The organism is Mesorhizobium sp. WSM4312, assembly GCF_002294875.1.
In the GTDB taxonomy this organism is placed as follows: Bacteria; Pseudomonadota; Alphaproteobacteria; order Rhizobiales; family Rhizobiaceae; genus Mesorhizobium.
Genome location: NZ_NSFU01000002.1, coordinates 301,633 through 321,893 on the forward strand (window position 1 = coordinate 301,633; position 20,261 = coordinate 321,893).

The 20,261-nt window shown below is 63.8% G+C and carries 23 protein-coding genes; 13 read left to right on the top strand and 10 right to left on the bottom strand.

The annotated features are described in order from the left end of the window. Window positions 1–47: 47 nt before the first annotated feature. From raiA to lptC, 5 genes are all read right to left on the bottom strand, one after another. Complete coding sequence (gene raiA / locus CK228_RS04760) at window positions 48–626, bottom strand: ribosome-associated translation inhibitor RaiA (RefSeq protein WP_095772489.1); 579 nt, start codon at window positions 624–626, stop codon at window positions 48–50. A 266-nt stretch (window positions 627–892) separates the two neighbouring features. Further along, complete coding sequence (rpoN, locus tag CK228_RS04765) at window positions 893–2,419, bottom strand: RNA polymerase factor sigma-54 (RefSeq protein WP_095772488.1); 1,527 nt, start codon at window positions 2,417–2,419, stop codon at window positions 893–895. A 253-nt stretch (window positions 2,420–2,672) separates the two neighbouring features. Next, the gene (gene lptB, locus CK228_RS04770) at window positions 2,673–3,491 is read right to left on the bottom strand and encodes an LPS export ABC transporter ATP-binding protein (RefSeq protein ID WP_010911489.1); all 819 of its coding nucleotides are present in this window, start codon (window positions 3,489–3,491) and stop codon (window positions 2,673–2,675) included. Then, complete coding sequence (locus tag CK228_RS04775) at window positions 3,491–4,090, bottom strand: LptA/OstA family protein (RefSeq protein ID WP_095787062.1); 600 nt, start codon at window positions 4,088–4,090, stop codon at window positions 3,491–3,493. Before CK228_RS04775 ends, lptB begins: the two co-directional genes overlap by 1 nt. Next, window positions 4,077–4,790: an LPS export ABC transporter periplasmic protein LptC gene (lptC, locus tag CK228_RS04780; protein WP_095772486.1), complete on the bottom strand. Its 714-nt coding sequence runs from the start codon at window positions 4,788–4,790 to the stop codon at window positions 4,077–4,079. The genes CK228_RS04775 and lptC overlap by 14 nt, the downstream gene beginning before the upstream one ends. A 357-nt stretch (window positions 4,791–5,147) precedes the next feature. On the opposite strand from lptC, the gene sppA reads away from it, so the two are divergent. From sppA to CK228_RS04800, 4 genes are all read left to right on the top strand, one after another. After that, the gene (gene sppA / locus CK228_RS04785) at window positions 5,148–6,104 is read left to right on the top strand and encodes a signal peptide peptidase SppA (RefSeq protein ID WP_095787144.1); all 957 of its coding nucleotides are present in this window, start codon (window positions 5,148–5,150) and stop codon (window positions 6,102–6,104) included. An 80-nt stretch (window positions 6,105–6,184) separates the two neighbouring features. Further along, a complete protein-coding gene (locus tag CK228_RS04790) occupies window positions 6,185–6,469 on the top strand; it encodes an integration host factor subunit beta (protein ID WP_006200394.1) in 285 nt (94 codons plus the stop codon). Window positions 6,470–6,499: 30 nt separating this feature from the next. Then, window positions 6,500–6,868 carry a DUF1049 domain-containing protein gene (locus CK228_RS04795; RefSeq protein ID WP_095787063.1) on the top strand — a complete coding sequence of 123 codons (369 nt, stop codon included), beginning with the start codon at window positions 6,500–6,502 and terminating at the stop codon, window positions 6,866–6,868. A gap of 37 nt (window positions 6,869–6,905) precedes the next feature. Continuing rightward, window positions 6,906–7,871: an ornithine cyclodeaminase family protein gene (locus CK228_RS04800; RefSeq protein ID WP_095787064.1), complete on the top strand. Its 966-nt coding sequence runs from the start codon at window positions 6,906–6,908 to the stop codon at window positions 7,869–7,871. On the opposite strand, the gene CK228_RS04805 is transcribed toward CK228_RS04800, so the two are convergent. The 3 genes from CK228_RS04805 to CK228_RS04815 all read right to left on the bottom strand — a co-directional run bounded on the left by CK228_RS04805 (window position 7,861) and on the right by CK228_RS04815 (window position 9,463). Next, a complete protein-coding gene (locus tag CK228_RS04805) occupies window positions 7,861–8,304 on the bottom strand; it encodes an EVE domain-containing protein (protein WP_095787065.1) in 444 nt (147 codons plus the stop codon). The genes CK228_RS04800 and CK228_RS04805 overlap by 11 nt on opposite strands. Next, window positions 8,301–8,696 carry a VOC family protein gene (locus CK228_RS04810; protein WP_095787066.1) on the bottom strand — a complete coding sequence of 132 codons (396 nt, stop codon included), beginning with the start codon at window positions 8,694–8,696 and terminating at the stop codon, window positions 8,301–8,303. Before CK228_RS04810 ends, CK228_RS04805 begins: the two co-directional genes overlap by 4 nt. A gap of 77 nt (window positions 8,697–8,773) precedes the next feature. Next, a complete protein-coding gene (locus CK228_RS04815) occupies window positions 8,774–9,463 on the bottom strand; it encodes a YafY family protein (RefSeq protein WP_095787145.1) in 690 nt (229 codons plus the stop codon). A gap of 101 nt (window positions 9,464–9,564) precedes the next feature. Here CK228_RS04815 and CK228_RS04820 point away from each other — a divergent pair, with 101 nt between their 5' ends. The 7 genes from CK228_RS04820 to CK228_RS04850 all read left to right on the top strand — a co-directional run bounded on the left by CK228_RS04820 (window position 9,565) and on the right by CK228_RS04850 (window position 17,248). Then, a complete protein-coding gene (locus CK228_RS04820; protein ID WP_095787067.1) occupies window positions 9,565–10,050 on the top strand; it encodes a hypothetical protein in 486 nt (161 codons plus the stop codon). A gap of 102 nt (window positions 10,051–10,152) precedes the next feature. Next, entirely contained in the window at window positions 10,153–11,238 is a 1,086-nt protein-coding gene (locus CK228_RS04825) for a class I SAM-dependent rRNA methyltransferase (protein ID WP_095787068.1), read from the top strand. After that, window positions 11,239–12,096, top strand: a complete 858-nt coding sequence (locus tag CK228_RS04830) for an RNA methyltransferase (RefSeq protein WP_095772477.1) — start codon at window positions 11,239–11,241, stop codon at window positions 12,094–12,096. It abuts the gene before it with no gap. Window positions 12,097–12,109: 13 nt separating this feature from the next. Then, on the top strand, window positions 12,110–12,607 hold the full coding sequence (gene lspA / locus CK228_RS04835) for a signal peptidase II (RefSeq protein WP_095787069.1): 498 nt from the start codon (window positions 12,110–12,112) through the stop codon (window positions 12,605–12,607). Window positions 12,608–12,664: 57 nt separating this feature from the next. Beyond that, window positions 12,665–13,654 carry an MDR family oxidoreductase gene (locus CK228_RS04840; RefSeq protein ID WP_095772475.1) on the top strand — a complete coding sequence of 330 codons (990 nt, stop codon included), beginning with the start codon at window positions 12,665–12,667 and terminating at the stop codon, window positions 13,652–13,654. Between the two features lie 142 nt (window positions 13,655–13,796). After that, on the top strand, window positions 13,797–16,085 hold the full coding sequence (locus tag CK228_RS04845; protein WP_095787070.1) for a PAS domain-containing hybrid sensor histidine kinase/response regulator: 2,289 nt from the start codon (window positions 13,797–13,799) through the stop codon (window positions 16,083–16,085). Window positions 16,086–16,372: 287 nt separating this feature from the next. Beyond that, window positions 16,373–17,248 carry a GNAT family N-acetyltransferase gene (locus CK228_RS04850; protein ID WP_245437975.1) on the top strand — a complete coding sequence of 292 codons (876 nt, stop codon included), beginning with the start codon at window positions 16,373–16,375 and terminating at the stop codon, window positions 17,246–17,248. Window positions 17,249–17,319: 71 nt separating this feature from the next. Here the strand turns inward: CK228_RS04850 and CK228_RS04855 are convergent, their stop codons facing one another. After that, window positions 17,320–17,952, bottom strand: a complete 633-nt coding sequence (locus tag CK228_RS04855) for a trimeric intracellular cation channel family protein (RefSeq protein WP_095772472.1) — start codon at window positions 17,950–17,952, stop codon at window positions 17,320–17,322. 101 nt (window positions 17,953–18,053) lie between these two features. Beyond that, on the bottom strand, window positions 18,054–18,686 hold the full coding sequence (gene grpE / locus CK228_RS04860) for a nucleotide exchange factor GrpE (RefSeq protein ID WP_095772471.1): 633 nt from the start codon (window positions 18,684–18,686) through the stop codon (window positions 18,054–18,056). A gap of 239 nt (window positions 18,687–18,925) precedes the next feature. On the opposite strand from grpE, the gene CK228_RS04865 reads away from it, so the two are divergent. Next, window positions 18,926–19,126 carry a hypothetical protein gene (locus CK228_RS04865; protein ID WP_095787072.1) on the top strand — a complete coding sequence of 67 codons (201 nt, stop codon included), beginning with the start codon at window positions 18,926–18,928 and terminating at the stop codon, window positions 19,124–19,126. A gap of 80 nt (window positions 19,127–19,206) precedes the next feature. Beyond that, window positions 19,207–20,229 (top strand): fatty acid desaturase, encoded by a 1,023-nt coding sequence (locus CK228_RS04870; protein WP_095787073.1) that lies wholly within the window; start codon window positions 19,207–19,209, stop codon window positions 20,227–20,229. Window positions 20,230–20,261: the final 32 nt, after the last annotated feature.

Here is a 20,261-nt window from a genome sequence, read left to right on the forward strand (position 1 = left end):
CTTGTTCGCCTGCCGTGGCCAGTCCCCACCCCTCGTGCGGCTGGCTTTTATCCCTGTGCGACCTTGGTCGTGGACGGGTCGATCCAGCCAATGTTTCCGTCGGGCCGGCGATAGACGATATTGAGATGATCGGTTCCGGCGTTGCGGAAAACGAACACCGGACTGTCCTTGGTATCGAGTTCGATTACCGCCGAGGCCACCGACATGGTCTTCAGCGTCATGGTCGATTCGGCGACGATGGCCGGCGCGAAATCCTCCGGCATCTCCTCGTCGTCATCGGCAAGCGGCGCCATCACCGTATAGGCGATGTCGGTCAAATCGCCATTGCCTGAATTGTGCGATTTGAGACGGCGCTTGTAGCGCCGAAGCCGGGTCTCCAGCCGATCGGCCGCGGCCTCGAAAGCCAGGGTCGGATCCTGGGCATCGCCGGTGGCCTGCAGCGAGGCGCCGGAATCCAGCCGGATCATGCAATCCGCCGAATAGCGCGAGCCCGATTTGATGACGGTGACGTGTCCCGCAAAGCCGCGATCGAAATATTTGCCGATCGCTTCGCCGACACGATCGTTGATGCGTGTGCGGAACGCATCGCCGATATCCATGTGTTTTCCCGATATGCGCAGATTCATCTGAAAACTGACCTTCCTTGCTCAGGCTTCAAACTGGCCCGAGTTTATACTCGTGATCCGTGCGCACAAGCTTTGCGGCGTCACTCGCGCCGATTTAAATCCGAACTTTCCGGTTGATCACAAGCCGCCTTTTTGACCATCCCGAGGCCATTGTCGTGACGGACCATCCGCTAGCGGGCATCGGGCCCGTCTCATGCGGGCGGGCTTCTAGCCACTTCCCCGAGGCTTGTCAATGAAGCTCGGCAGCTGTGGAAAATCGCAGGCGCCTAGCGCCCGGCGCTGGCGAGCGCCCGCTTCTCGCGCCGGCGCTGCACCGACGACGGAATATTCATGCCTTCCCGATACTTGGCGACCGTGCGCCGGGCGATATCGACGCCGCTCTCCTTGAGCATGTCGACGATCGCGTCATCCGAAAGTACATCGATAGGTTTTTCTTCGTCGATCAGCTGCTTGATGCGATCACGCACCGCTTCCGAGGAATGCGCGTCGCCGCCGCCCGACGCGGCGATCGAGGCGGTGAAGAAATAGCGCAGTTCGAACACGCCGCGCGGGGTCAGCATGTATTTGTTTGCGGTAACGCGGCTGACGGTCGATTCGTGCATGCCGATCGCGTCGGCCACCGTGCGCAAATTGAGCGGCTTCAGCTGGCGCACGCCGTGGACCAGGAATGCATCCTGCTGGCGCACGATTTCCGAGGCCACTTTGAGGATCGTCTTTGCCCGCTGGTCGAGGCTGCGCGTCAGCCAGTTGGCGTTCTGCAGGCATTCGGCCAGGAAATCCTTTTCCGCCTGGTTCTTCGCATGCGGCGACACCTGGGCGAAATAAATATGGTCGACCAGCACGCGCGGCAGCGTCTCGGCGTTGAGTTCGACGGTCCAGCTGCCGTCATTGGCCGCGCGCACCTCGACATCGGCGACGATGGCGTCGCTGGCGCCGCCCGAAAACGCCATGCCCGGGCGCGGATCGAGTGCCCGGATTTCGGCCAGCATGTCGAGCAGATCCTCCTCGTCGACGCCGCAAATCCGCTTCAGCGTCTGGAAATCACGCCGCGCCAAGAGCTCGAGATTGGCGACCAGGGCCTTCATCGCCGGGTCGAGACGGTCGCGCGCCGCAAGCTGCAGCGAAAGACATTCGGCAAGGTCGCGGGCGAACAGGCCGGTCGGCTCGAAGGTCTGGCACACCGCCAGCACCTTGGCCACGCTCGCTGCGTCGGTGCCCAGACGCGCGGCGATCTCCTCGATATCAGCCCTGACATAGCCGGTTTCGTCGAGGCCATCGGCGAGTTCGCCTGCGATCAGCCGCGCCGCGGGATCGACGAAGGCGAGGGCGATCTGCTCGCCGACATGGTCGCGCAAGGTGATGGCGCTCGCCGCCATGTCGCCGGCGTCGAGCCCCTCGGACGAGGAGCCGCCGCCATTGCCGGATGCCGATTTCCATTGCGCCGTCAGGTCGGGTCCGAGCCGCTCGCTGATGCCGGGATCGTCGGGAAACAGGTTCTCCAGCGACGTATCGAGTTTTTCCGATATCGCCTCGGCGCTCCACCCCGCCTCGTTCTCGAACCAGTCGCCCTCGGCGGCCGCTTGCGGCTCTGCCTCGATCTTCTGCACCTGGTCGCTCGCGGCGTCGTCCTGCGGCTCGGCGCGCTCCAGAAGCGGGTTGCGCTCGATCTCCTCGTCGATGAAGTGCTCAAGCTCGACATGGGTGAACTGCAGCAGCCGAATCGACTGCATCAGCTGCGGCGTCATCACCAGCGACTGGGACTGTCTGAGCTGTAATTTCGCCGCCAACGCCATGGTTCGGTTTCAAACGCCTCCTCTACGCGTCCGCGCCTCCCGAAACGAATTCGGCAGCCGGCCATAAAAACTGGCCCGGCTTTTGCTTGTCAAGGCAAAGCCTAGCAAAAGCCGCTTACCGGAGCGTTATCTCGGAGCAAAATCGCGAAAAATCAGCCCGCGACACGCAAAAAATCGTGCCAGGAAACAAATTTCACGCCTAAGGCAAATTTCCGGAAACGATCCTCCGGCCGGAATTGCATGAGAAAAAAGATCAGAGCGTAAAGCCCTCGCCGAGGTAAAGCCGCCGCACATCCGGGTTCGCCACCACCTCGTCGGCGCGGCCATGGGTCAGCACCTGGCCGGCATGGATGATGTAGGCACGGTCGATCAGCCCGAGCGTCTCGCGCACATTGTGGTCGGTGATGAGGACACCGATGCCGCGCGCCGTCAAATGGCGCACAAGCTGCTGGATATCGGCGACGGCGATCGGGTCGATGCCGGCAAAGGGCTCGTCGAGCAGCATGTAGGCCGGGCGCGTCGCCAGCGCGCGTGCGATTTCCAGGCGCCGCCGCTCGCCGCCGGAGAGCGACATGGATGGCGCCTTGCGCAGATGGCTGATGTGGAATTCCTCGAGCAGTTCGTCGAGATTGCGCTCGCGCACCTTGCGGTCCTTTTCGACCACTTCGAGCACGGCGCGGATATTCTGCTCGACATTGAGGCCTCGGAAGATCGACGCCTCCTGCGGCAGATAGCCGATACCGAGGCGGGCGCGACGATACATCGGCATCGAGGTGACGTCGAAACCGTCGATCTCGATCGTGCCTTCATCCACCGGCACAAGGCCGGTAACCATGTAGAAACAGGTGGTCTTGCCGGCGCCGTTTGGGCCGAGCAGCCCGACGGCCTCGCCGGCGCGCACGCCGAGCGTGACGCCGCTGACCACCTTGCGGCCCTTGTAGCTCTTGGTCAGGCCCTTGGCGATCAAGGTTCCCTTGAACTTCGTCTTGTCGACGGTGATCGTGGCCGGAGCCGAAACCTTGGCTGCGGCACGTCCCGGAAGACGCGCCGTCAGCGATGACAGGCTGGCCATCAGGGGTTCGTCGCTCCCGCCTTTGGCGCATCCGATTTCGGCGGGGTCATCGACATGATGACACGTCCCCCGCAACCATCGACATTGGCCAGGCCAGTCTTCATTTGCACGGTCAGCTTGCAGCCCTTGAGCACGTTGGGGCCCTGCGACAGCACCACTTCCTTGCCGGACAGGACTAGCACCTGCGTCTTCATGTCGAAGGTGCCATTGTCGCCGGTCGCAACCTGGTCATCCGACTTGATGTAGACCTTGCTGCTGACTTCGAGGTGATCGATGTTGGCGGAGCCGGTCATCGCGGCACCCGCCGCTTCGGTACCCTTGGCGGCCGCGTTGGGATCCTTGACGTAATACACCATCATCTTGCCGGCCTTGAGCAGGGTTGGCCCCTGGACGACGGTGACATTGCCGGTGAACACGGCGACGTTCTCGGCCTGCCGCACCTCCAGCTTGTCGCTTTCGATCTGGATTGGCTTGTCGCCGGACAATTTGAGCCCGGACACCTGGCTGCTGGCACCCGACTGCGCCAGCGACGGCACAAGGCCCAGCATGAGCAGCACCGAAGTTGCGGCCGCAAGCCGTGTCGAACTATTGTGCCACATTCGATTCTTCGCCCTTTGCCTCAGCCGCCTTCACGCTGGCGGGATCGATGTTGACGCGCACCCTCTTCTCGAACACCAGGATCTTGCCATTGTCCTGGACCGACAGGGAATCCGCTGTGATTTGCGACCCGCCACTGCTGACGTCGACGGGGTCGTCCGTCTTCATAGTGCCTTTGCCCATGTCGAGGAAGACCGATTTGAACTTGGCTTGCATGCCGTCGGTCGTGGTGATCATGACGTCGCTGGTCATTTTCATCGTATTGCCGTCGCGATCGTAGATACCGTGCGAGGCTTTGATGGCAGCGACATTGTCCGGCCCGACCGGCACCTTGGCGTCTATGCCTTCGAGCTCGATGATGCCTTGCGTGCTGACATCCTGGATCGCCCGCAGGGCTGTCATCGAATAGGGCTGCTTCTGCTTGGTGAAACCGTTGAGCTTGGGATTGGCCATCACCAGCTTGCCGTTGGAAAAGGCGGCGCCTTCCGACTGCACCGCGACCGAGACGGGGGCGGCCAGATAGGAATAGATCGGGAAGGCGACGGCGATCAGCGCCGCGGCCAGGGGCACGGCGAATTTGAGCACGCGCACGCGGCGCGAATGACGTTGGGCGCGGTCGAACGCATCGCCCCGCGTCCAGCCATCCGCCGGGGGAGCCAACGCCGTCTCAGGGCTGGTCGGTTCATTCGATCGCGCTAACATGACTGCTTTCTTCTAGACCCTGCCCGCCAAGGAACACCGCCTATAGGTGGGGGGCCGGCACTCTCAAGCAAGCACAAGCCCACGAAAACCGCAAAAATGTGACAACTGTGGTTGTACAAACGAAAACGAGGTCGGCACAACAGCCGGTACTTCATAGCAGAAATGGGCGCGCCTGCGCCTTTTTTTCATCACCGCTGTTCTTCCCCTTACCTCGCGTGCCTTGCACAGGCCAGTCACAAAAAGGAGTGTGTTTGGATCGCCGCGGGCGGATTGCCGCGCCACAGGCAAGCGGAACTGCTTTCCGATGAAGACATCATGGTCTAAAAGCGTCTCTTCCCGCCGACCGTGAGGCTGACCATGGCATTGAGAGCCGACGACCTGATCGACCGCCGCCGTTTGCGGCGCAAGCTGACATTCTGGCGTGTTGCGGCCATCGGCATCGTGGCCCTCGGAGTGATCGCGCTGTCGGCCTGGTTCTATCGCGACGATCTCGGCGGCTCGGCTGTCGACCATATCGCCAAGGTCAGGATCGAAGGCACGATCACCGAGGACGAGGACCTGATCAAGCGTCTGGAAGACATCCGCAAGTCGTCGAAGGTGAAGGGCGTGATCCTCGCGATCGATTCACCCGGCGGCACCACCGTCGGCGGTGAATCGATCTATGAGGAGGTGCGCAAGGTAGCCGCCGACAAGCCGGTTGTGGCCGAAGTCGGCACGCTCGCCGCATCGGCCGGCTATATGATCGCAAGTGCGGCCGACCACATCGTCGCCCGCAAGACCTCGATCGTCGGCTCGATCGGCGTGCTGATCCAGTATCCCGACGTCAGCGGCCTGATGGACAAGCTCGGCATCAAGCTGGAGGAGGTGAAATCCTCGCCGCTCAAGGCTTCGCCTTCTCCTTTCAAGCCGACCAATGACGACGAGCGCGCCATGGTCCGCAAGCTCATCCTCGACAGCTACGACTGGTTTGTCGGCATCGTCGCCGAACGCCGCAAGATGACCCACGAACAGGCGCTGGCGCTGGCCGACGGATCGATCTTTACTGGCCGCCAGGGTGTCGCCAACGGGCTGATCGACGCCGTCGGCGGCGAAACCGAGGCGATCAACTGGCTGGCGACCAAGGGTGTCGACGCCAAGCTCAAGGTGGTCGAATGGAAGGATACGGAGCGGCGCGGCAGCTTCCTGTGGTCAAAAGCCATGGTAAAAACGGTGGGCAGCGCGCTTGGCCTGCCGGACTACAGCAGTGATGTCATCCACGAACTTGGCGCCGACCGCTTGTTTCTTGACGGCCTCGTTTCTGTCTGGCACCCTTGAGCGCGGTTTGGGACAGCTGAAAAAGCCAATAAAATCATCCTCATAATTTCGACCGAACTGCTTTCACGGGGACCCGTCTGATGATCAAGTCCGAACTTGTGCAGATTATTGCCACGCGCAATCCGCATCTTTTCCTGCGCGACGTCGAAAACATCGTCGGCGCGATCTTCGACGAGATCACCGACGCACTCGCCGAAGGCAACCGGGTCGAGTTGCGCGGATTCGGTGCCTTTTCGGTGAAAAACCGTCCCGCCCGTACCGGCCGCAACCCGCGCACCGGCGAATCCGTCGAGGTCGAGGAGAAATGGGTGCCGTTCTTCAAGACCGGCAAGGAACTGCGCGAAAGGCTGAACGGCGGCAAGTAGGCGCAGCGCCAACTTCCGACGGAAAACATAATGCTCAATCGTTTCATGCTCATCGTGGTCTTCGTGCCCCTGGCGATCATCCTGATCGCGCTGGCCGTCGCCAACCGCGAACTCGTCGCCTTCACGCTGGATCCGTTCAATCCCGGCAATCCGAAGCTGACGCTCACCTTGCCGCTGTTCATTTTCCTGTTCCTGGCGCTTGCCGTCGGCATGATCGTCGGCAGCCTGGCGACCTGGGTCAAGCAGGGCCGCTACCGCAAACTGGCGCGCCAGCGCGGCGTCGAGGCGGAAAACCTGCGCCAGGCGGTCAGCCGCGCGCCATCAGCGCCGCAGGGATCAGCCCAAGGACAGGCCCAAGGGTCGGCCCAAGGGTCGGCATTGCCAAAGCCGACCAGTTGATGGGCCGGCCGGCGCCTTTCGTTCCGCGGAGCTGTTCATGCTGACCATTTCGGCCGCCGAGGTCGACCGTGCGCTGACCTTTCCCGGACTGGTCGAGACGTTGCGCGCGGCATTCCGCAAAGGTGCGGTGCAGCCGGTCAGGCATCATCACGCTGTCGAACGGCCCGATGGTGCCGCCTCGACCTTGCTGCTGATGCCGGCATGGACCGATTTCAACGCCGCCGGCACGTCTTCCGGCGGCCATATCGGCGTCAAGATCGTCACCGTCTCGCCCGACAACAACGCCATCGGCAAGCCCGCCGTGATGGGGCTCTATCTCCTGCTCGATGGCGCGACAGGCGAACCGGAAGCCCTGATCGACGGCCAGCGGCTGACGCAATGGCGCACCGCCTGCGCCTCGGCGCTGGCGGCTTCCTACCTTGCCCGCGACGACGCCTCGCGGCTGCTTGTGGTCGGCGCGGGCGCCCTGTCGCCGTTCCTCGCCAAGGCGCATTCGGCCGTGCGGCCGATCAAAACCATCCGCATTTGGAACCGCACCCCGGCAAACGCCGAGAAAGTCGCGGCCGATTTGCGCGCCGACGGCTTTGCGGCCAGCGCTGCGACCGACCTCGATACCGAGCTTGGTGAGGCCGATATCGTTTCCTCGGCAACGATCACCACCACGCCGCTGATCAAGGGCGCTCTGTTGCGGCCAGGCACCCATGTCGACCTGGTCGGCGGCTTCACCCCGACGATGCGTGAAAGTGATGACGACGCCATCGCCCGCGCCCGCGTCTATGTCGACACCCGCGCCGGCGCCACCAAGGAAGCCGGCGACATCGTCCAGCCGCTGGCCTCGGGCGTGCTGAAGACGGACGCCATCGTCGCCGACCTGCACGAACTGGCGCGCGGCCGGAAAAAGGGCCGAGAGAGCGCCGACGAGATCACGCTGTTCAAATCGGTCGGCGCGGCACTCGAGGACCTCGCCGCGGGCATTGCCGTCTACAAGGCTCTCAGGCCCTAGCTTCTGCAAGTTTCCTTGCAGCACCCATCGCCTCTGCGATCAGACGAAAATCGTGATCGGTGATTTCGAACAGGCCAAAGCGCAGCTGATATCCCCAGTTCGACTTGCCGGCGGTGAAGTCCAGCCGTTCGAGCAACGGCTTGATCGGCGCTTCTTCAGCCGCCATCCACTCGACATCGCGCCGGAACGGCGTGAAGCCGCCGCCCATGTCGCCCTGATAGGGTTCTCCTTCCCGCACCGTGCCGATTGCCGTGAACGCCTGCAGGCCGTCTTTTTCTCGCAAAACTGTGGTCGGCGAATAGTAGACGATGCCGTCGCCGGGCTTGACGCGACGCAACGGTGCCGCCTTGCCGTGATTGACCTGCATGAAACCGTCCTTTCGGCCGCGCCGGACATGTTCGGCCGACGCAACGGCGATCCAATACGCGCTCATTTCTGCTCTCCATCGGCCTGTTGCCCGTCGGACAGCCAGTAGACGCGCAGGCGGTGGTTGTCGGGATCGAGCGCAACGAAAGTGCGGCCGAAATCCATGTCGGTCGGCGTCTGCAGGATCTTCAAGCCACGTCCGGACCAGTCGGCGTGGGTTGCGTCGACCGCATCCGGCGTCTCCAGCGCGAACACGATCTCGGCGCCGCCACCGGCCGCGGCCGCCGCCGGCTCGACCGTATGGCGCGACCACAGGCCGAGCTTGAAGCCGTTGTCGAGTACGAACAGCACGAAGGTCGGCGCGCTTTCGAGCGGCTCGCGCCCCAGCAGCGCGCTGTAGAAGGCACCGCTCTTGAGCGGCTGGTCGACATAGAGAATGACGAAATTCGGGCTTACCATGACTGCTCTCCAAGCTGTTTCAACATTTCGACTTGGCTGATATAGGGCAAGCTACTGTCAGATTCTGGCAGTAGGCATCATGGCCCGCGCGGCTTGTCGAGCGTTGCCCGCCACTCCTTGAGCAGCGCCTGGCGGCGGCGCGGATAGCGCGCATCAACGGCGTCGAGGCCGGATATGCGATCGGCGCGAAAATGCCGGAAATCCTGTCGCATCTCGCACCACGCCACCACCACCCGCACCTTGTCGAAGAAGCCGAGCGCGAACGGCCAGACGATACGTTGCGAAGCAGCACCACCGGCATCGCGATAGAGAAAACCGAGTTTGCGTTCGTGGCGGATGGCCTGCCGCACGACGCCAAGATCTATGCCTTCAATGGCCGTCATCTGCGGCCCGACCAACAGGGTCGAGGCATCGAGATCCTCGCGCAGATCCTCCGGCAGCACGGCCGCGATCTTGGCCAGCGCATTGGCGGCAGCGGCCGAAAGACGCTGGTCCGGCTGCTTGGCAACCCAGCGCGAACCGAGCACGATGGCTTCGATCTCCTCGTCGCTGAACATCAGCGGCGGCAGCATGAAGCCGGGCTTGAGCACATAACCCAGCCCTGCCTCGCCCTCGATCGGCGCGCCCTGCCCCTGCAGCGTGGCGATATCGCGGTAGAGCGTGCGGATCGAAATCCCGAGCTCATCGGCCAGCGCCTGCCCGCTCACCGGCCGGCGGTGCCGGCGCAGCGACTGGATCAGGTCGAGCAGGCGTTCGGAGCGGGACATCAATGGCAATCCGTTGGCGACGAACGATAGGGCCGCCATGCTTGGCGCCGCAAGCGGCTTGATGGCTCGGAACTCCTCGGACGAGGGACCGTTGTTCCGGCATGCAGATATACGGTTTCCTGCTGTTCTGGTCTGTGCTGACTGCCATGGTCGCCGCACTCAGCCTCGGGCCGTCTTTCGCCCACGTCCTGGAATCGGCACCCCGGCTCACCCAGTGGTCGCCGGCCCTTTGGCGCGAGACCACCGTTTTCAACGGCCAGTTCCTGCTCTTCGCGGTGATTGGCGCGCCGCTGGATATCGCGGCAATCGTCTGCCCCGGACTGCTGGCCTGGCTGCTGCGCGAGGATCGCCCGGCGTTCTGGTTCGCGCTCGTAGCCGCCTTGCTCTACGCGCTGTCGCTCGTGTTGTGGTTCGTTCTCGTCAAACCAGCCAATGATGTCCTCGCCACCTGGGTGCCGGGCCCGATCCCGGATGGTTTCGAAGCCATCCGGCTGCGTTGGGAAACCGGCCACATGGCCGTCACGGCATTCAAAACCGCCGGCTTCATTTCGCTGGCTCTCGCCCTGCTTGCGATCAGGCGCGGCTGAACCGCCCGCCACCGCTCCGCCGTCGCAATGTCGCGCGGGTTTTGTTGCGCCGAAGGGCATAGCTGTGGCAGAAGCGGGCCGAACCGCCGGAGATGCTGCTTCTTGAAGTCTTTTCGCGACAAACGCCGCGACGGCCGCCCGCCCGCGAAAGACGGCGCGCAACAGGCGCGTGCGCACGACAATCGTGGTGCGGCAAGGTCGGAGGCAAGGCCACGGGAAAAGCAGGCCGGCAGCCCGGACAGCCAGCCCGCACCGAATTCCGCCCCGCGCATCCTTGCCCGCCGTGACGGCGCCCTGCCCGCCGAACAGCTTCCGCTGATTCTCGAAGTGGCGCCGAATGCCGATTATGCGCTGCTCGACAGCGGCGCCGGCCAGAAACTCGAACAATATGGCCCCTACCGCATCGTGCGGCCCGAGGGCCAGGCGATCTGGCAGAAGGCCTTGCCGGCGAGGGACTGGGAGCGTGCCGACGCCATCTTCACCGGCGACACCGACGAAGAGGGCATCGGCCGCTGGCGTTTCCCGAAGATGCCGCTCGGCGAGACCTGGCCGATGAAGCATGACGGCATCGATTATCTCGGCCGTTTCACCTCGTTTCGCCATGTCGGCGTCTTTCCCGAACAGGCCTCGCACTGGGACCACATGGCCGGGCTGATCGCGGCGGCCAGGCGGCCGGTCAAGGTGCTGAACCTGTTCGGCTATACCGGCCTCGCCTCATTGGTGGCGGCCCGCGCCGGCGCCGAGGTCACCCATGTCGATGCCTCGAAGAAGGCGATCGGCTGGGCGCGTGAAAACCAGGAGATGGCCGGGCTGGGCAGCAAGCCGATCCGCTGGATCGTCGACGACGCGGTGAAATTCGCCGAGCGCGAGGAGCGCCGCGGCAGCCGCTACGACATCATCCTGTTCGACCCGCCGGCCTATGGCCGTGGCCCCAAGGGCGAGGTCTGGCAATTGTTCGAGGATCTGCCTGCCCTGACCGATCTCTGTCGCGCGATCCTGACGCCGAAGCCGCTTGCCGTGGTGTTGACCGCCTATTCGATCCGCGCCTCCTTCTTCGCCATCCACGCTTTGATGCGCGACACGTTCGCCGGCATGGGCGGCAGGGTTGAATCGGGGGAGCTGATCATTCGCGAAAAGTCCGCTGGCAGGGCGCTTTCGACCTCATTGTTTTCGCGTTGGGTGGCCTGAATGAACGAACGGCATGTGGGCGCACCTGGCCAGGTGAAGGAAGTCACCAGCCTCGCCAATCCGCTGATCAAGGACATCAAGGCACTCGCCCTGAAGAAATTCCGCGACCAGCAGAACGCCTTCATGGCGGAGGGGCTGAAGCTGGTCATCGATGCGCTCGACCTCGGCTGGCAGATCAGGACGCTTGTGTTCGCCAAGGCCGGGCGCGGCAACCCGGCGGTGGAAAAGGTCGCCGCGCGCACGGTTGCCGCCGGCGGCACGGTGCTCGAAGTCTCGGAAAAAGTGCTTGTCGCCATCACCCGCCGCGACAATCCGCAAATGGTGGTCGGCGTCTTCTCGCAAAAATTCCTGGCGCTGAAGGACATCCGCGCCGACAATGGCGATGTCTGGGTGGCGCTCGACCGGGTGCGCGACCCCGGCAATCTGGGCACCGTCATCCGCACCGTCGATGCCGTCGGCGCCAAGGGTGTCATCCTGGTCGGCGACACCACGGACCCGTTTTCCGTGGAGACGGTGCGCGCCACCATGGGTTCGATCTTCGCCGTGCCGGTGGCGAAGGCAACGACCGAGGCCTTCCTTGCCTGGCGCGGCGGATTTTCTGGCCTTGTCGCCGGCACGCATCTGAAGGGTGCGGTCGACTACCGCTCGGTCGATTTTTCCCGTGGGCCTGTGCTGCTGATGATGGGCAATGAGCAACAGGGCCTGCCTGAAAGCCTGGCGGCGAGTTGCGACCGGCTGCTCAGGATCCCGCAAGCGGGCCGCGCCGATTCGCTCAATCTCGCCGTCGCCACCGGCATCATGCTGTTCGAGATCCGGCGCGGCGCGCTGAGGCTCGAACCAATCGCCGACCAGCAATGAAGGTTGCCCGCCCGTGAGATCATGGTCCCCCTACGCGCTGCTCGTCGTCGCGGCCATCGCGCTCGATCAGTGGATCAAGCATCTGGTCGAGGCCGGCCTGCCCTTCCAGGAAAAGCTCGATCTGGTGCCGTTCCTGGCGCTGTTTCGCACCTACAACACCGGTATCGCCTTCTCGATGTTCTCCTCCTTCGGCGATACCGGCCTGGTGGTCATCGCCGTTATGGTCGTGGCTTTCGTGCTCTACCTCGCCACCCGCACGCCAGCGGGCCATGTCATCGCCCGCAGCGGCTTTGCCCTGATCACCGGCGGCGCGCTGGGCAATCTGATCGACCGTGCCGTCTACGGCCACGTCATCGACTACATCTTGTTCCACACGCCGGTCTGGTCCTTTGCCATCTTCAACCTCGCCGACGCCTTCATTTCCGTGGGCGCGGCACTGGTCGTCTTCGACGAACTCATCGGCTGGCGTCGCGAGCCCAAAGCTTCGAACGCCAAATCTTCCAAAGATTGACCCCACGCGGCCATCGCCGCACAGTCAAGGACGCCAAGCAAGTTCGCGGAGAACAAGATGTCCGAAACCTTCAAAGCCATCCTCGTATCGCGCGACGCCGACAAGAAACAGTCGGTCGCCGTGACGGATCTCACCGAAGCCGACCTGATGGAGGGTGACGTCACCGTCGCGGTCGAGGCGACGACGGTGAACTACAAGGATGGGCTGGCCATTACGGGCAAGGCGCCGGTGGTCCGCCGCTGGCCGCTGGTGCCGGGCATCGACTTCGCCGGAACGGTCATCTCGTCCTCCAATCCCGACTGGCGCAAGGGAGACAAGGTCATCCTGAATGGCTGGGGTGTCGGCGAGACGCATTTCGGCGCCTATGCCGGGCGTGCCCGCGTCAAGGGCGACTGGCTGGTTCCACTGCCGGAAGGCATCAGCGCCCATGACGCGATGGCGGTCGGCACCGCCGGCTATACCGCCATGCTCTGCGTCATGGCGCTAGAGCGGCACGGCATCCTGCCTGATCGCGGCCCGGTGGTGGTGACGGGTGCAGCCGGCGGCGTCGGTTCGGTCGCGGTCTCCATCTTGTCCAGCCTCGGGTACCACGTCATTGCGTCGACCGGACGCAATGCCGAAAGCCCCTATCTGATAAATCTCGGCGCCGCCGAGGTGATCTCGCGTGACGAGCTCAGCCAGCCCGCCAAACCGCTGGCCAAGGAACGCTGGGCCGGCGGCATCGATTCGGTCGGCAGCCACACGCTGGCCAATGTGCTGTCGATGACCTCCTATGGCGGCGCGGTCGCGGCCTGCGGCCTGGCCGGCGGCATGGATCTGCCGTCGAGCGTCGCCCCCTTCATCCTGCGCGGCGTCTCGCTGCTCGGCATCGATTCGGTGATGGCGCCGAAGGCCGTGCGCCTCGAGGCCTGGCGGCGCATCGGCACCGATCTCGACCTGCAGAAGCTCGCCAGCCTGTCCACGACCATCGGCTTCGACAATATCATCGATGCCGCGCGCGACATCGTCGACGGCAAGATCCGCGGTCGCGTCGTCGTCGACATGTAAGCCCGCCTCGCGGGCTCCAGCCAGCGGATGGATCGCCTAATCCGGTGGCGAATCCGCCGCTGCCGGGACAAAAACGCCTATCCGCTAAAATTCGAACGATCCGCCGCAATTTTCCATAATCTCTGTCTGGCAAGGGTTTCGCATGATCGCGGAATCCGACAGCCGACAGGCAAACAAGGGCGACGATGTCGATGCGGTTGCGGCACCAGCGGCGGCGCGGCGGTTCATCGCCGCGCCGCCGCTGGTGCCCGAGCAACAATTGGTCAGGCGGGAAGGCCTGCCGCTGCTCACCTTCGTCGCCATCCTGGTCCTGGCGGGCCTCGCGCATCTGACCGGGGCGCCGATCTTCATCAGCCTCGCCTTGCTGGCAACCGGCCTCGCCGGCCTGGCCATGCATTTCCATGCCAGACGCAGCGCCCACCGCACCGTGGTAATGCTGGACGAGACCACCGCCCGAAGCCGCGCCGAAATCGAGACGCTGGCCGACCGCATGTGGGAAATGCAGGAAAGCGAGGAGCGCTTTCGCGGTCTCATCGATGCGCTGGGCGACCTCGTCATCCATCGCGATCGCGACGGCCACATCGTCTATGCCAACAAGGTGTTCGCCGATCTGGTCGAAGCCGATCAGCGCGATCTTGCCGGCAAGACCCTGGCCGAACTTGGCATCGAGGTCGGCATCGTCCCCGATGCCGCCTTTTCCGACCATGAGTGCCTCAGTTCCACCGATGTCGCCATCCGCACGCCAAGCGGCCCGCGCTGGTTCTCCTGGATCGAACTGTCGGTGCGCGACAAGGACAGCGGCACGGCATCGCATCGCGCCATCGCCCGCGACATCACTGCCCGCAAGCGCGCCGAATCCTCGCTCATCACCGCGCGCGAGCGCGCCGAATACGCAAGCCAGGCCAAATCGCGCTTCCTCGCCACGGTCAGCCATGAAATCCGCACGCCGATGAACGGCATCATGGGCATGGCCAGGCTGCTCGCCGATACCAGCCTGTCGCCGGAACAGCAGACCTATGTCGGCGCCATCTCGACCTCGGCCAGCGCCCTGCTCGCCCTGATCGAGGACCTGCTCGACTATTCCAAGATCGAGGCCGGTCGCTTCGATCCGGAACCGCAGCCCATGTCGGTGCGCGAGATCGCCGACAACATCATCGAATTGCTCGCCGCCCGCGCCTTCGCGAAGGGTATTGGCCTCGGCTGCCACGTCGAACCGGATGTACCGCAATTGATCACAGCCGATCCAGGCCGGGTCAGGCAGGTGCTGCTCAATCTGATCGGCAACGCCATCAAGTTCACCGACGGCGGCGGTGTGCTGGTCAGCATCGCGCGCGCCCGCACCGAGACCACCGACCGCATCTGCTTCACCATCACCGACACCGGTCCCGGGCTGCGCGAAGAGGACATGGAGCGTATCTTCGAGGAGTTCGAACAGGCCGACGGCACCTCGACGCGCGCACATGGCGGAGCGGGACTCGGACTTGCCATCTCCAAGCGACTGGTGGCTGCCATGGGTGGCACGATTTCGGTGTCCAGCCGGCTTGGCCAAGGGTCGGAATTCGTCTTCGAAATCCCGGCCACGGAGGCCACCGAGGCGCCTCAGGGCCGGCAGAACGTGCTTGCCGGCAGGCGCGCGGTGATCCTGTCCAGGAACGCCGTCGAGGCAGACGCCATCGCCCGCACCATCCGCGCCAATGGCGGCGCGGCCGCCATCGCCACCACGGTGGCACAGGCCGCCTCCTTCGCCGACGGCTGCGACGTGGTTCTGGTCGACGCGGCCATGGAGGAGAGCGATGGGAGAGTGCTCAAACGGTTGCGCCAAGTCGGCTTTTTGGATTGCGAAGCCGTTACGCTGATCGCACCGACCGACCGCGGCCTGCTTGGCGAATTCCGCGCCAGCGGCTACGCGACCTTCCTGGCCCGGCCGGTGCGCGGTGGAACACTTTTGCGTGTTCTTTTGACCAGCCATGCGCCGGCCCTTGCCCAGCCGCAGCCGGAAAAGCGCCGCACCCCTGCGCTGCGCGCTTCAAGCGACCGCCAGTTGGGCTTGTCCGTGCTGATCGCCGAGGACAACGACATCAATGCCATGCTGGCCCGCGCCACGCTGTTGAAGGCGGGGCACCGCGTCAAGGTAGTCGGCAATGGCAAGGCCGCCGTCGAGGCCGTCACCAGCGCCGGGCACAAGCACCGCTTCGACGTGGTGCTGATGGACCTGCATATGCCGGTCATGGACGGGCTGGATGCCATTGCCGCGATCCGCCGCCATGAGGAAGAGACATCGGCGCCGCCCGTGCCGATCATGGTGCTGTCGGCCGACAGCCAGGAAAAGACGCGCCATGCGGTGCTTGCCCATGGCGCCAGCGGCTTCGTCACCAAGCCCCTCGACCCGGATGCGCTCGTCAACGCCGTCGAGGGCCAGGTTGCGGCCTGATCCGCTTTTTTCCAGCTGGGCGGCTGATGCACGCCAACCCAAAGAGGCCCCGATTTATCGAGGGCGACCCCCATGAAAACAAGGGTTTGAAGCGCGGCGAGTTGATCCGTGCAAACGAAAGGCGCCTCGCTCCTCCTCACCTAACGTAGCCGGTTGACCGTTTTCGCCAGCCGACGAAGTATTGCCCGCGACGCCTTATCACGGTACTGTCACAATCCTGTTGCACCTACACCGTATCCCCGTGCCAAGAGGGATGGCTCGAAGGAGAATCACTCGTGCATACAGTTATGCCGGAATGTGACACTCGGCCGAACGCCAGCAGCGCCTTGCTCGGCGGGCGTAATGTCGATTCCGTCGTAAAGGGCGCAGCACTCGGCCGTATTGGCAATCTCGAAGTGCGGCTCGCCCGCAACGAGGCCGAGATCGCGGCCGCGCAGGAAGTGCGCTACCGCGTATTCTATGACGAGCTTGGCGCCCGCAAGGACCTGTTCCAGGCGCAGGACCGCCGCGACGCCGACCGATTTGATCCGCTTTGCGATCATCTGCTCGTCTTCGACAATTCGATTTCCGGCCCCGAACACCGCCGCATCGTCGGCACTTACCGGCTGCTGCGGCAAGAAATCGCTGCCGCCGCCGGGGGCTTCTATTCCGAAGGCGAATTCGAGCTGACCAAGCTCATCGCCCGCCATCCCGGCCAGCGTTTCCTCGAGCTCGGCCGATCCTGCGTTTTGCCGGAATACCGCTCGAAGCGCACCATCGAGGCGCTGTGGCAAGGCATCTGGGCCTACATCAATCACTACGAAATCGGCGTGATGACCGGCTGCGCTTCCTTCCACGGTACCGTGCCGGCGGCGCATGCCGAGGCGCTCACCTATCTCGCCCATCACTGCCGCACGAATTCGGCCTGGGACGTGCGCGCGGTGTCCGGGCGCTATTGTTCCATGGACCTGATGCCGATCGAGGCGGTCAACACCAAGGCGGCGATCGCGGCGATGCCGCCTCTGGTGAAGGGCTATCTGAGGGTCGGCGCCCGCATCGGCGACGGCTGCGTCATCGACCGCGAATTCTCGACCGTCGATGTCTTCGTGGTGATGCCGGTCAAGGAGATCGGCGCCCGCTACGTCAATTACTATGGCGGGGAAGCGCAGCGCTTTGCGGCGTAAGGGCAGTAGGCAAGACGCTACGATTCACGCTTCGCTGACTACGCACTACTGACTACTCCCTATTCCCTTCCTTACGGAATATCCTCCGGCCGCCGGCCTGGCCGGCTCCTGTATGACGGAAACGACCAGCCGAAACGCAGCGCGCCGCCGCGCACGGCGAGCGCCACGACGAAGCCGGCCAACCCCGAGACGATCTGGGGCAATCCGGCGACGTCGCCAAATGTGAAGATGGCGGCGCCCGCCAGAGCGGCCGTGACGTAGATCTCCGGCCTCAGCAGCACCGATGGTTCGCCGGCAAGCAGATCGCGCAATATGCCGCCGAAGGTCGCGGTCAGCATGCCGGTGATGATAGAAACCACCGGCGAACCGGTGATTGCCAGGCCCTTGGCCGCACCCATCACTGAAAAGGCGGCCAGCCCGATGGCGTCGAGCCACAACAGCAGCTTGTAGCGGGATTCGACGCGATGCGCGGTGAAGAAGACAAGGATCGCCACCACCGCGCAGATCAGCACATAGTCGCGGTTTCCGACCCAGAACACCGGCACGTTGAGGATGAGGTCGCGAAACGTGCCGCCGCCAATGCCGGTGACGCTAGCAAGGAACAGGAAACCGATAATGTCGAGTTGCTTTCGCGAAGCAGCCAACGCCCCGGTCGCCGCAAAAACAGCGACGCCGGCATAGTCGAGAAGGGCGATGGGATGCATGGCGGTAAGGGAGTAGGCTTAGGGATTAGGAATTGGGCGTATGCATAGCACGAAGCCGCACGATTGATACGACTGCCTATTCCCTACTGCCCTACCCCTAACTACGCATCCTTCTCCGCCTGCTCATTCACCGGCCCCGGCTCGACCGGCGCTTCGGCGGCAATCTTCGGGCCGCCCTTGGCGACGCCGACCATGGCCGGTCGCAGCACGCGCTCGCCGATCGAATAGCCCGGCTGCACGACCTGGACGACGGTGTTGGCCGGGACATCGGGATTGGGCACTTCGAACATGGCCTGGTGGAAATTGGGATCGAACTTCTCGCCTTCCGGCGCGAGCTTCTTGACCCCATGCCGTTCCAGCGCCGACAGCATCGCGCGCTCGGTCAGGTCGACGCCTTCGATCAGCGCCTTGAAGCCGGCGTCGCCCGAGGCCTTCGCCTCCGCCGGAATGGCGTCCAGCGCGCGGCGCAGATTGTCCGACACCGACAGCATGTCGCGGGCGAAATTCGCAACCGCATATGTGCGCGCGTCGTGTACGTCGCGCGCGGTGCGGCGGCGCAGGTTCTCCATCTCGGCCGCGACGCGCAGCGCGCGGTCCTTCAGCTCTTCATTTTCCTTCAGCAGTCGCACAAGCGCTTCATAGTCGCCATCGATGCTGCCTTCCGTCCGCTCGGCATTGGCCTCGGTCGCCTCGGCTTCACTGGGCGCGCGTTCGTCTTTTGCCTGGTCGCTCATCGCCGTTTCCCGTCATCTCGAATGGTATGGATTTTGTGCCCGATATCGAGGTTTGGCAGCCAAAAATCAAGGGGTAAGCGATCATTGATCGCCTTGGGCCGGACCTGGGTCGTGATCAATGGCGATGCTTAGATTTTAATTCAAAGTTTACCGTACTTGCCGGCTTAGCTTGCCACGGAAGCGTGATGCGGGAACCATTCCCCTACTGGAGGAGTTTCGGAGCCGACACAGGATTTGACATGATGACCCGCAACAAGGCTGAAAAGGCAGAAAGGCTCGCCGCAGAAGTCAGGCGCCAGTTCGGTGCCGAGGCGATGACGCGTTTTCTGCGTACCTTGCCGGCTTTCCGTATCGAAACCGATACTCACGAACGCTTCAGGCAATTGCTCGACCGCCTCGATCGGGTCGAGGATGGCGGTACCAGATTGCGGCGGCAGTAGCTCTTTACGCGACAATTACGCGCAGTAATTTTGCGTGATGGCTGCCTTGCGGTAGCCACATGCCGTGCCTATGCTTCCTGATGAACATGATTTCCCCCGATGCGGTCGCCAACAGCAAGCGTGCCTGGTTGAAGGTCCTGGCGCGCTACAAGAAGCCGGACCGGCGACGCAGCGCCGTCGAACTCGCCATCACCCTCATCCCGTTCGCCACGCTGTGGGCGCTCTCCTCGGCTGCCTATGCCTATGGCCATTGGTGGGGGCTAATCCTGATCCTTCCGGCAGCGGGGTTCCTGGTGCGCATCTTCATGATCCAGCATGATTGCGGCCATGGGTCCTTCTTCGCCAACCGCTATGCCGACGACTGGATCGGCCGCGCGCTCGGCGTCCTGACGCTGACGCCCTACGATTGCTGGCGGCGCGCCCACGCGACACATCATGCCAGCGCCGGCAATCTCGACGAGCGCGGCATGGGTGACATCACGACGCTGACCGTTGCCGAATACCGGCAATTGTCCTGGCGCGGGCGCCTCGCCTACCGCCTTTATCGCCATCCACTGGTGATGTTCGGGCTTGGACCCATCTGGCTGTTCATCTTCTCGCAAAGGCTGCCCATCGGCATGATGCGCGGCGGCCTGACGCCCTGGGTGTCGTCGATGACCACCAATCTCGCCATCGCGCTAGCGGCGGCCCTGCTTATCTGGACCGTCGGTCCCGGTGCGTTCCTGGTCGTCCATCTGCCGATCGTCATTCTCGCCGGCTCGGCAGGCATCTGGCTGTTCTACGTCCAGCACCAGTTCGAGGAGACGGAATGGGCAAAGGATGACGACTGGGAGTTCCAGCATGCCGCCTTGCATGGCTCGTCCTATTACGACCTGCCGCCGGTGCTGAACTGGTTCACCGGCAATATCGGCGTTCATCACGTCCACCACCTCTCCGCCAAGGTGCCTTGCTACCGGCTGCAGGAAGTGCTGCGCGACTATCCGGAACTGCGCGGCATCGGTCGCGTCACGCTGCTCGACAGCCTGCGCTGCGTCAAACTGGCATTGTGGGACGAGAATCGCCGGAAGCTGGTGTCGTTCCGCGAGGCACGGGCGACGATGTAGAACGACGACCGCCGCGCCGTGGCGCGGCGGCG

What these genes read in the sequence shown, in the direction of transcription:
- raiA (WP_095772489.1), bottom strand. Translation starts at nt 626, where the DNA reads ATGAATCTGCGCATATCGGGAAAACACATGGATATCGGCGATGCGTTC.
- rpoN (WP_095772488.1), bottom strand. Translation starts at nt 2,419, where the DNA reads ATGGCGTTGGCGGCGAAATTACAGCTCAGACAGTCCCAGTCGCTGGTG.
- lptB (WP_010911489.1), bottom strand. Translation starts at nt 3,491, where the DNA reads ATGGCCAGCCTGTCATCGCTGACGGCGCGTCTTCCGGGACGTGCCGCA.
- CK228_RS04775 (WP_095787062.1), bottom strand. Translation starts at nt 4,090, where the DNA reads ATGTGGCACAATAGTTCGACACGGCTTGCGGCCGCAACTTCGGTGCTG.
- lptC (WP_095772486.1), bottom strand. Translation starts at nt 4,790, where the DNA reads ATGTTAGCGCGATCGAATGAACCGACCAGCCCTGAGACGGCGTTGGCT.
- sppA (WP_095787144.1), top strand. Translation starts at nt 5,148, where the DNA reads ATGGCATTGAGAGCCGACGACCTGATCGACCGCCGCCGTTTGCGGCGC.
- CK228_RS04790 (WP_006200394.1), top strand. Translation starts at nt 6,185, where the DNA reads ATGATCAAGTCCGAACTTGTGCAGATTATTGCCACGCGCAATCCGCAT.
- CK228_RS04795 (WP_095787063.1), top strand. Translation starts at nt 6,500, where the DNA reads ATGCTCAATCGTTTCATGCTCATCGTGGTCTTCGTGCCCCTGGCGATC.
- CK228_RS04800 (WP_095787064.1), top strand. Translation starts at nt 6,906, where the DNA reads ATGCTGACCATTTCGGCCGCCGAGGTCGACCGTGCGCTGACCTTTCCC.
- CK228_RS04805 (WP_095787065.1), bottom strand. Translation starts at nt 8,304, where the DNA reads ATGAGCGCGTATTGGATCGCCGTTGCGTCGGCCGAACATGTCCGGCGC.
- CK228_RS04810 (WP_095787066.1), bottom strand. Translation starts at nt 8,696, where the DNA reads ATGGTAAGCCCGAATTTCGTCATTCTCTATGTCGACCAGCCGCTCAAG.
- CK228_RS04815 (WP_095787145.1), bottom strand. Translation starts at nt 9,463, where the DNA reads ATGTCCCGCTCCGAACGCCTGCTCGACCTGATCCAGTCGCTGCGCCGG.
- CK228_RS04820 (WP_095787067.1), top strand. Translation starts at nt 9,565, where the DNA reads ATGCAGATATACGGTTTCCTGCTGTTCTGGTCTGTGCTGACTGCCATG.
- CK228_RS04830 (WP_095772477.1), top strand. Translation starts at nt 11,239, where the DNA reads ATGAACGAACGGCATGTGGGCGCACCTGGCCAGGTGAAGGAAGTCACC.
- CK228_RS04840 (WP_095772475.1), top strand. Translation starts at nt 12,665, where the DNA reads ATGTCCGAAACCTTCAAAGCCATCCTCGTATCGCGCGACGCCGACAAG.
- CK228_RS04845 (WP_095787070.1), top strand. Translation starts at nt 13,797, where the DNA reads ATGATCGCGGAATCCGACAGCCGACAGGCAAACAAGGGCGACGATGTC.
- CK228_RS04850 (WP_245437975.1), top strand. Translation starts at nt 16,373, where the DNA reads ATGCCGGAATGTGACACTCGGCCGAACGCCAGCAGCGCCTTGCTCGGC.
- CK228_RS04855 (WP_095772472.1), bottom strand. Translation starts at nt 17,952, where the DNA reads ATGCATCCCATCGCCCTTCTCGACTATGCCGGCGTCGCTGTTTTTGCG.
- grpE (WP_095772471.1), bottom strand. Translation starts at nt 18,686, where the DNA reads ATGAGCGACCAGGCAAAAGACGAACGCGCGCCCAGTGAAGCCGAGGCG.
- CK228_RS04865 (WP_095787072.1), top strand. Translation starts at nt 18,926, where the DNA reads ATGATGACCCGCAACAAGGCTGAAAAGGCAGAAAGGCTCGCCGCAGAA.
- CK228_RS04870 (WP_095787073.1), top strand. Translation starts at nt 19,207, where the DNA reads ATGAACATGATTTCCCCCGATGCGGTCGCCAACAGCAAGCGTGCCTGG.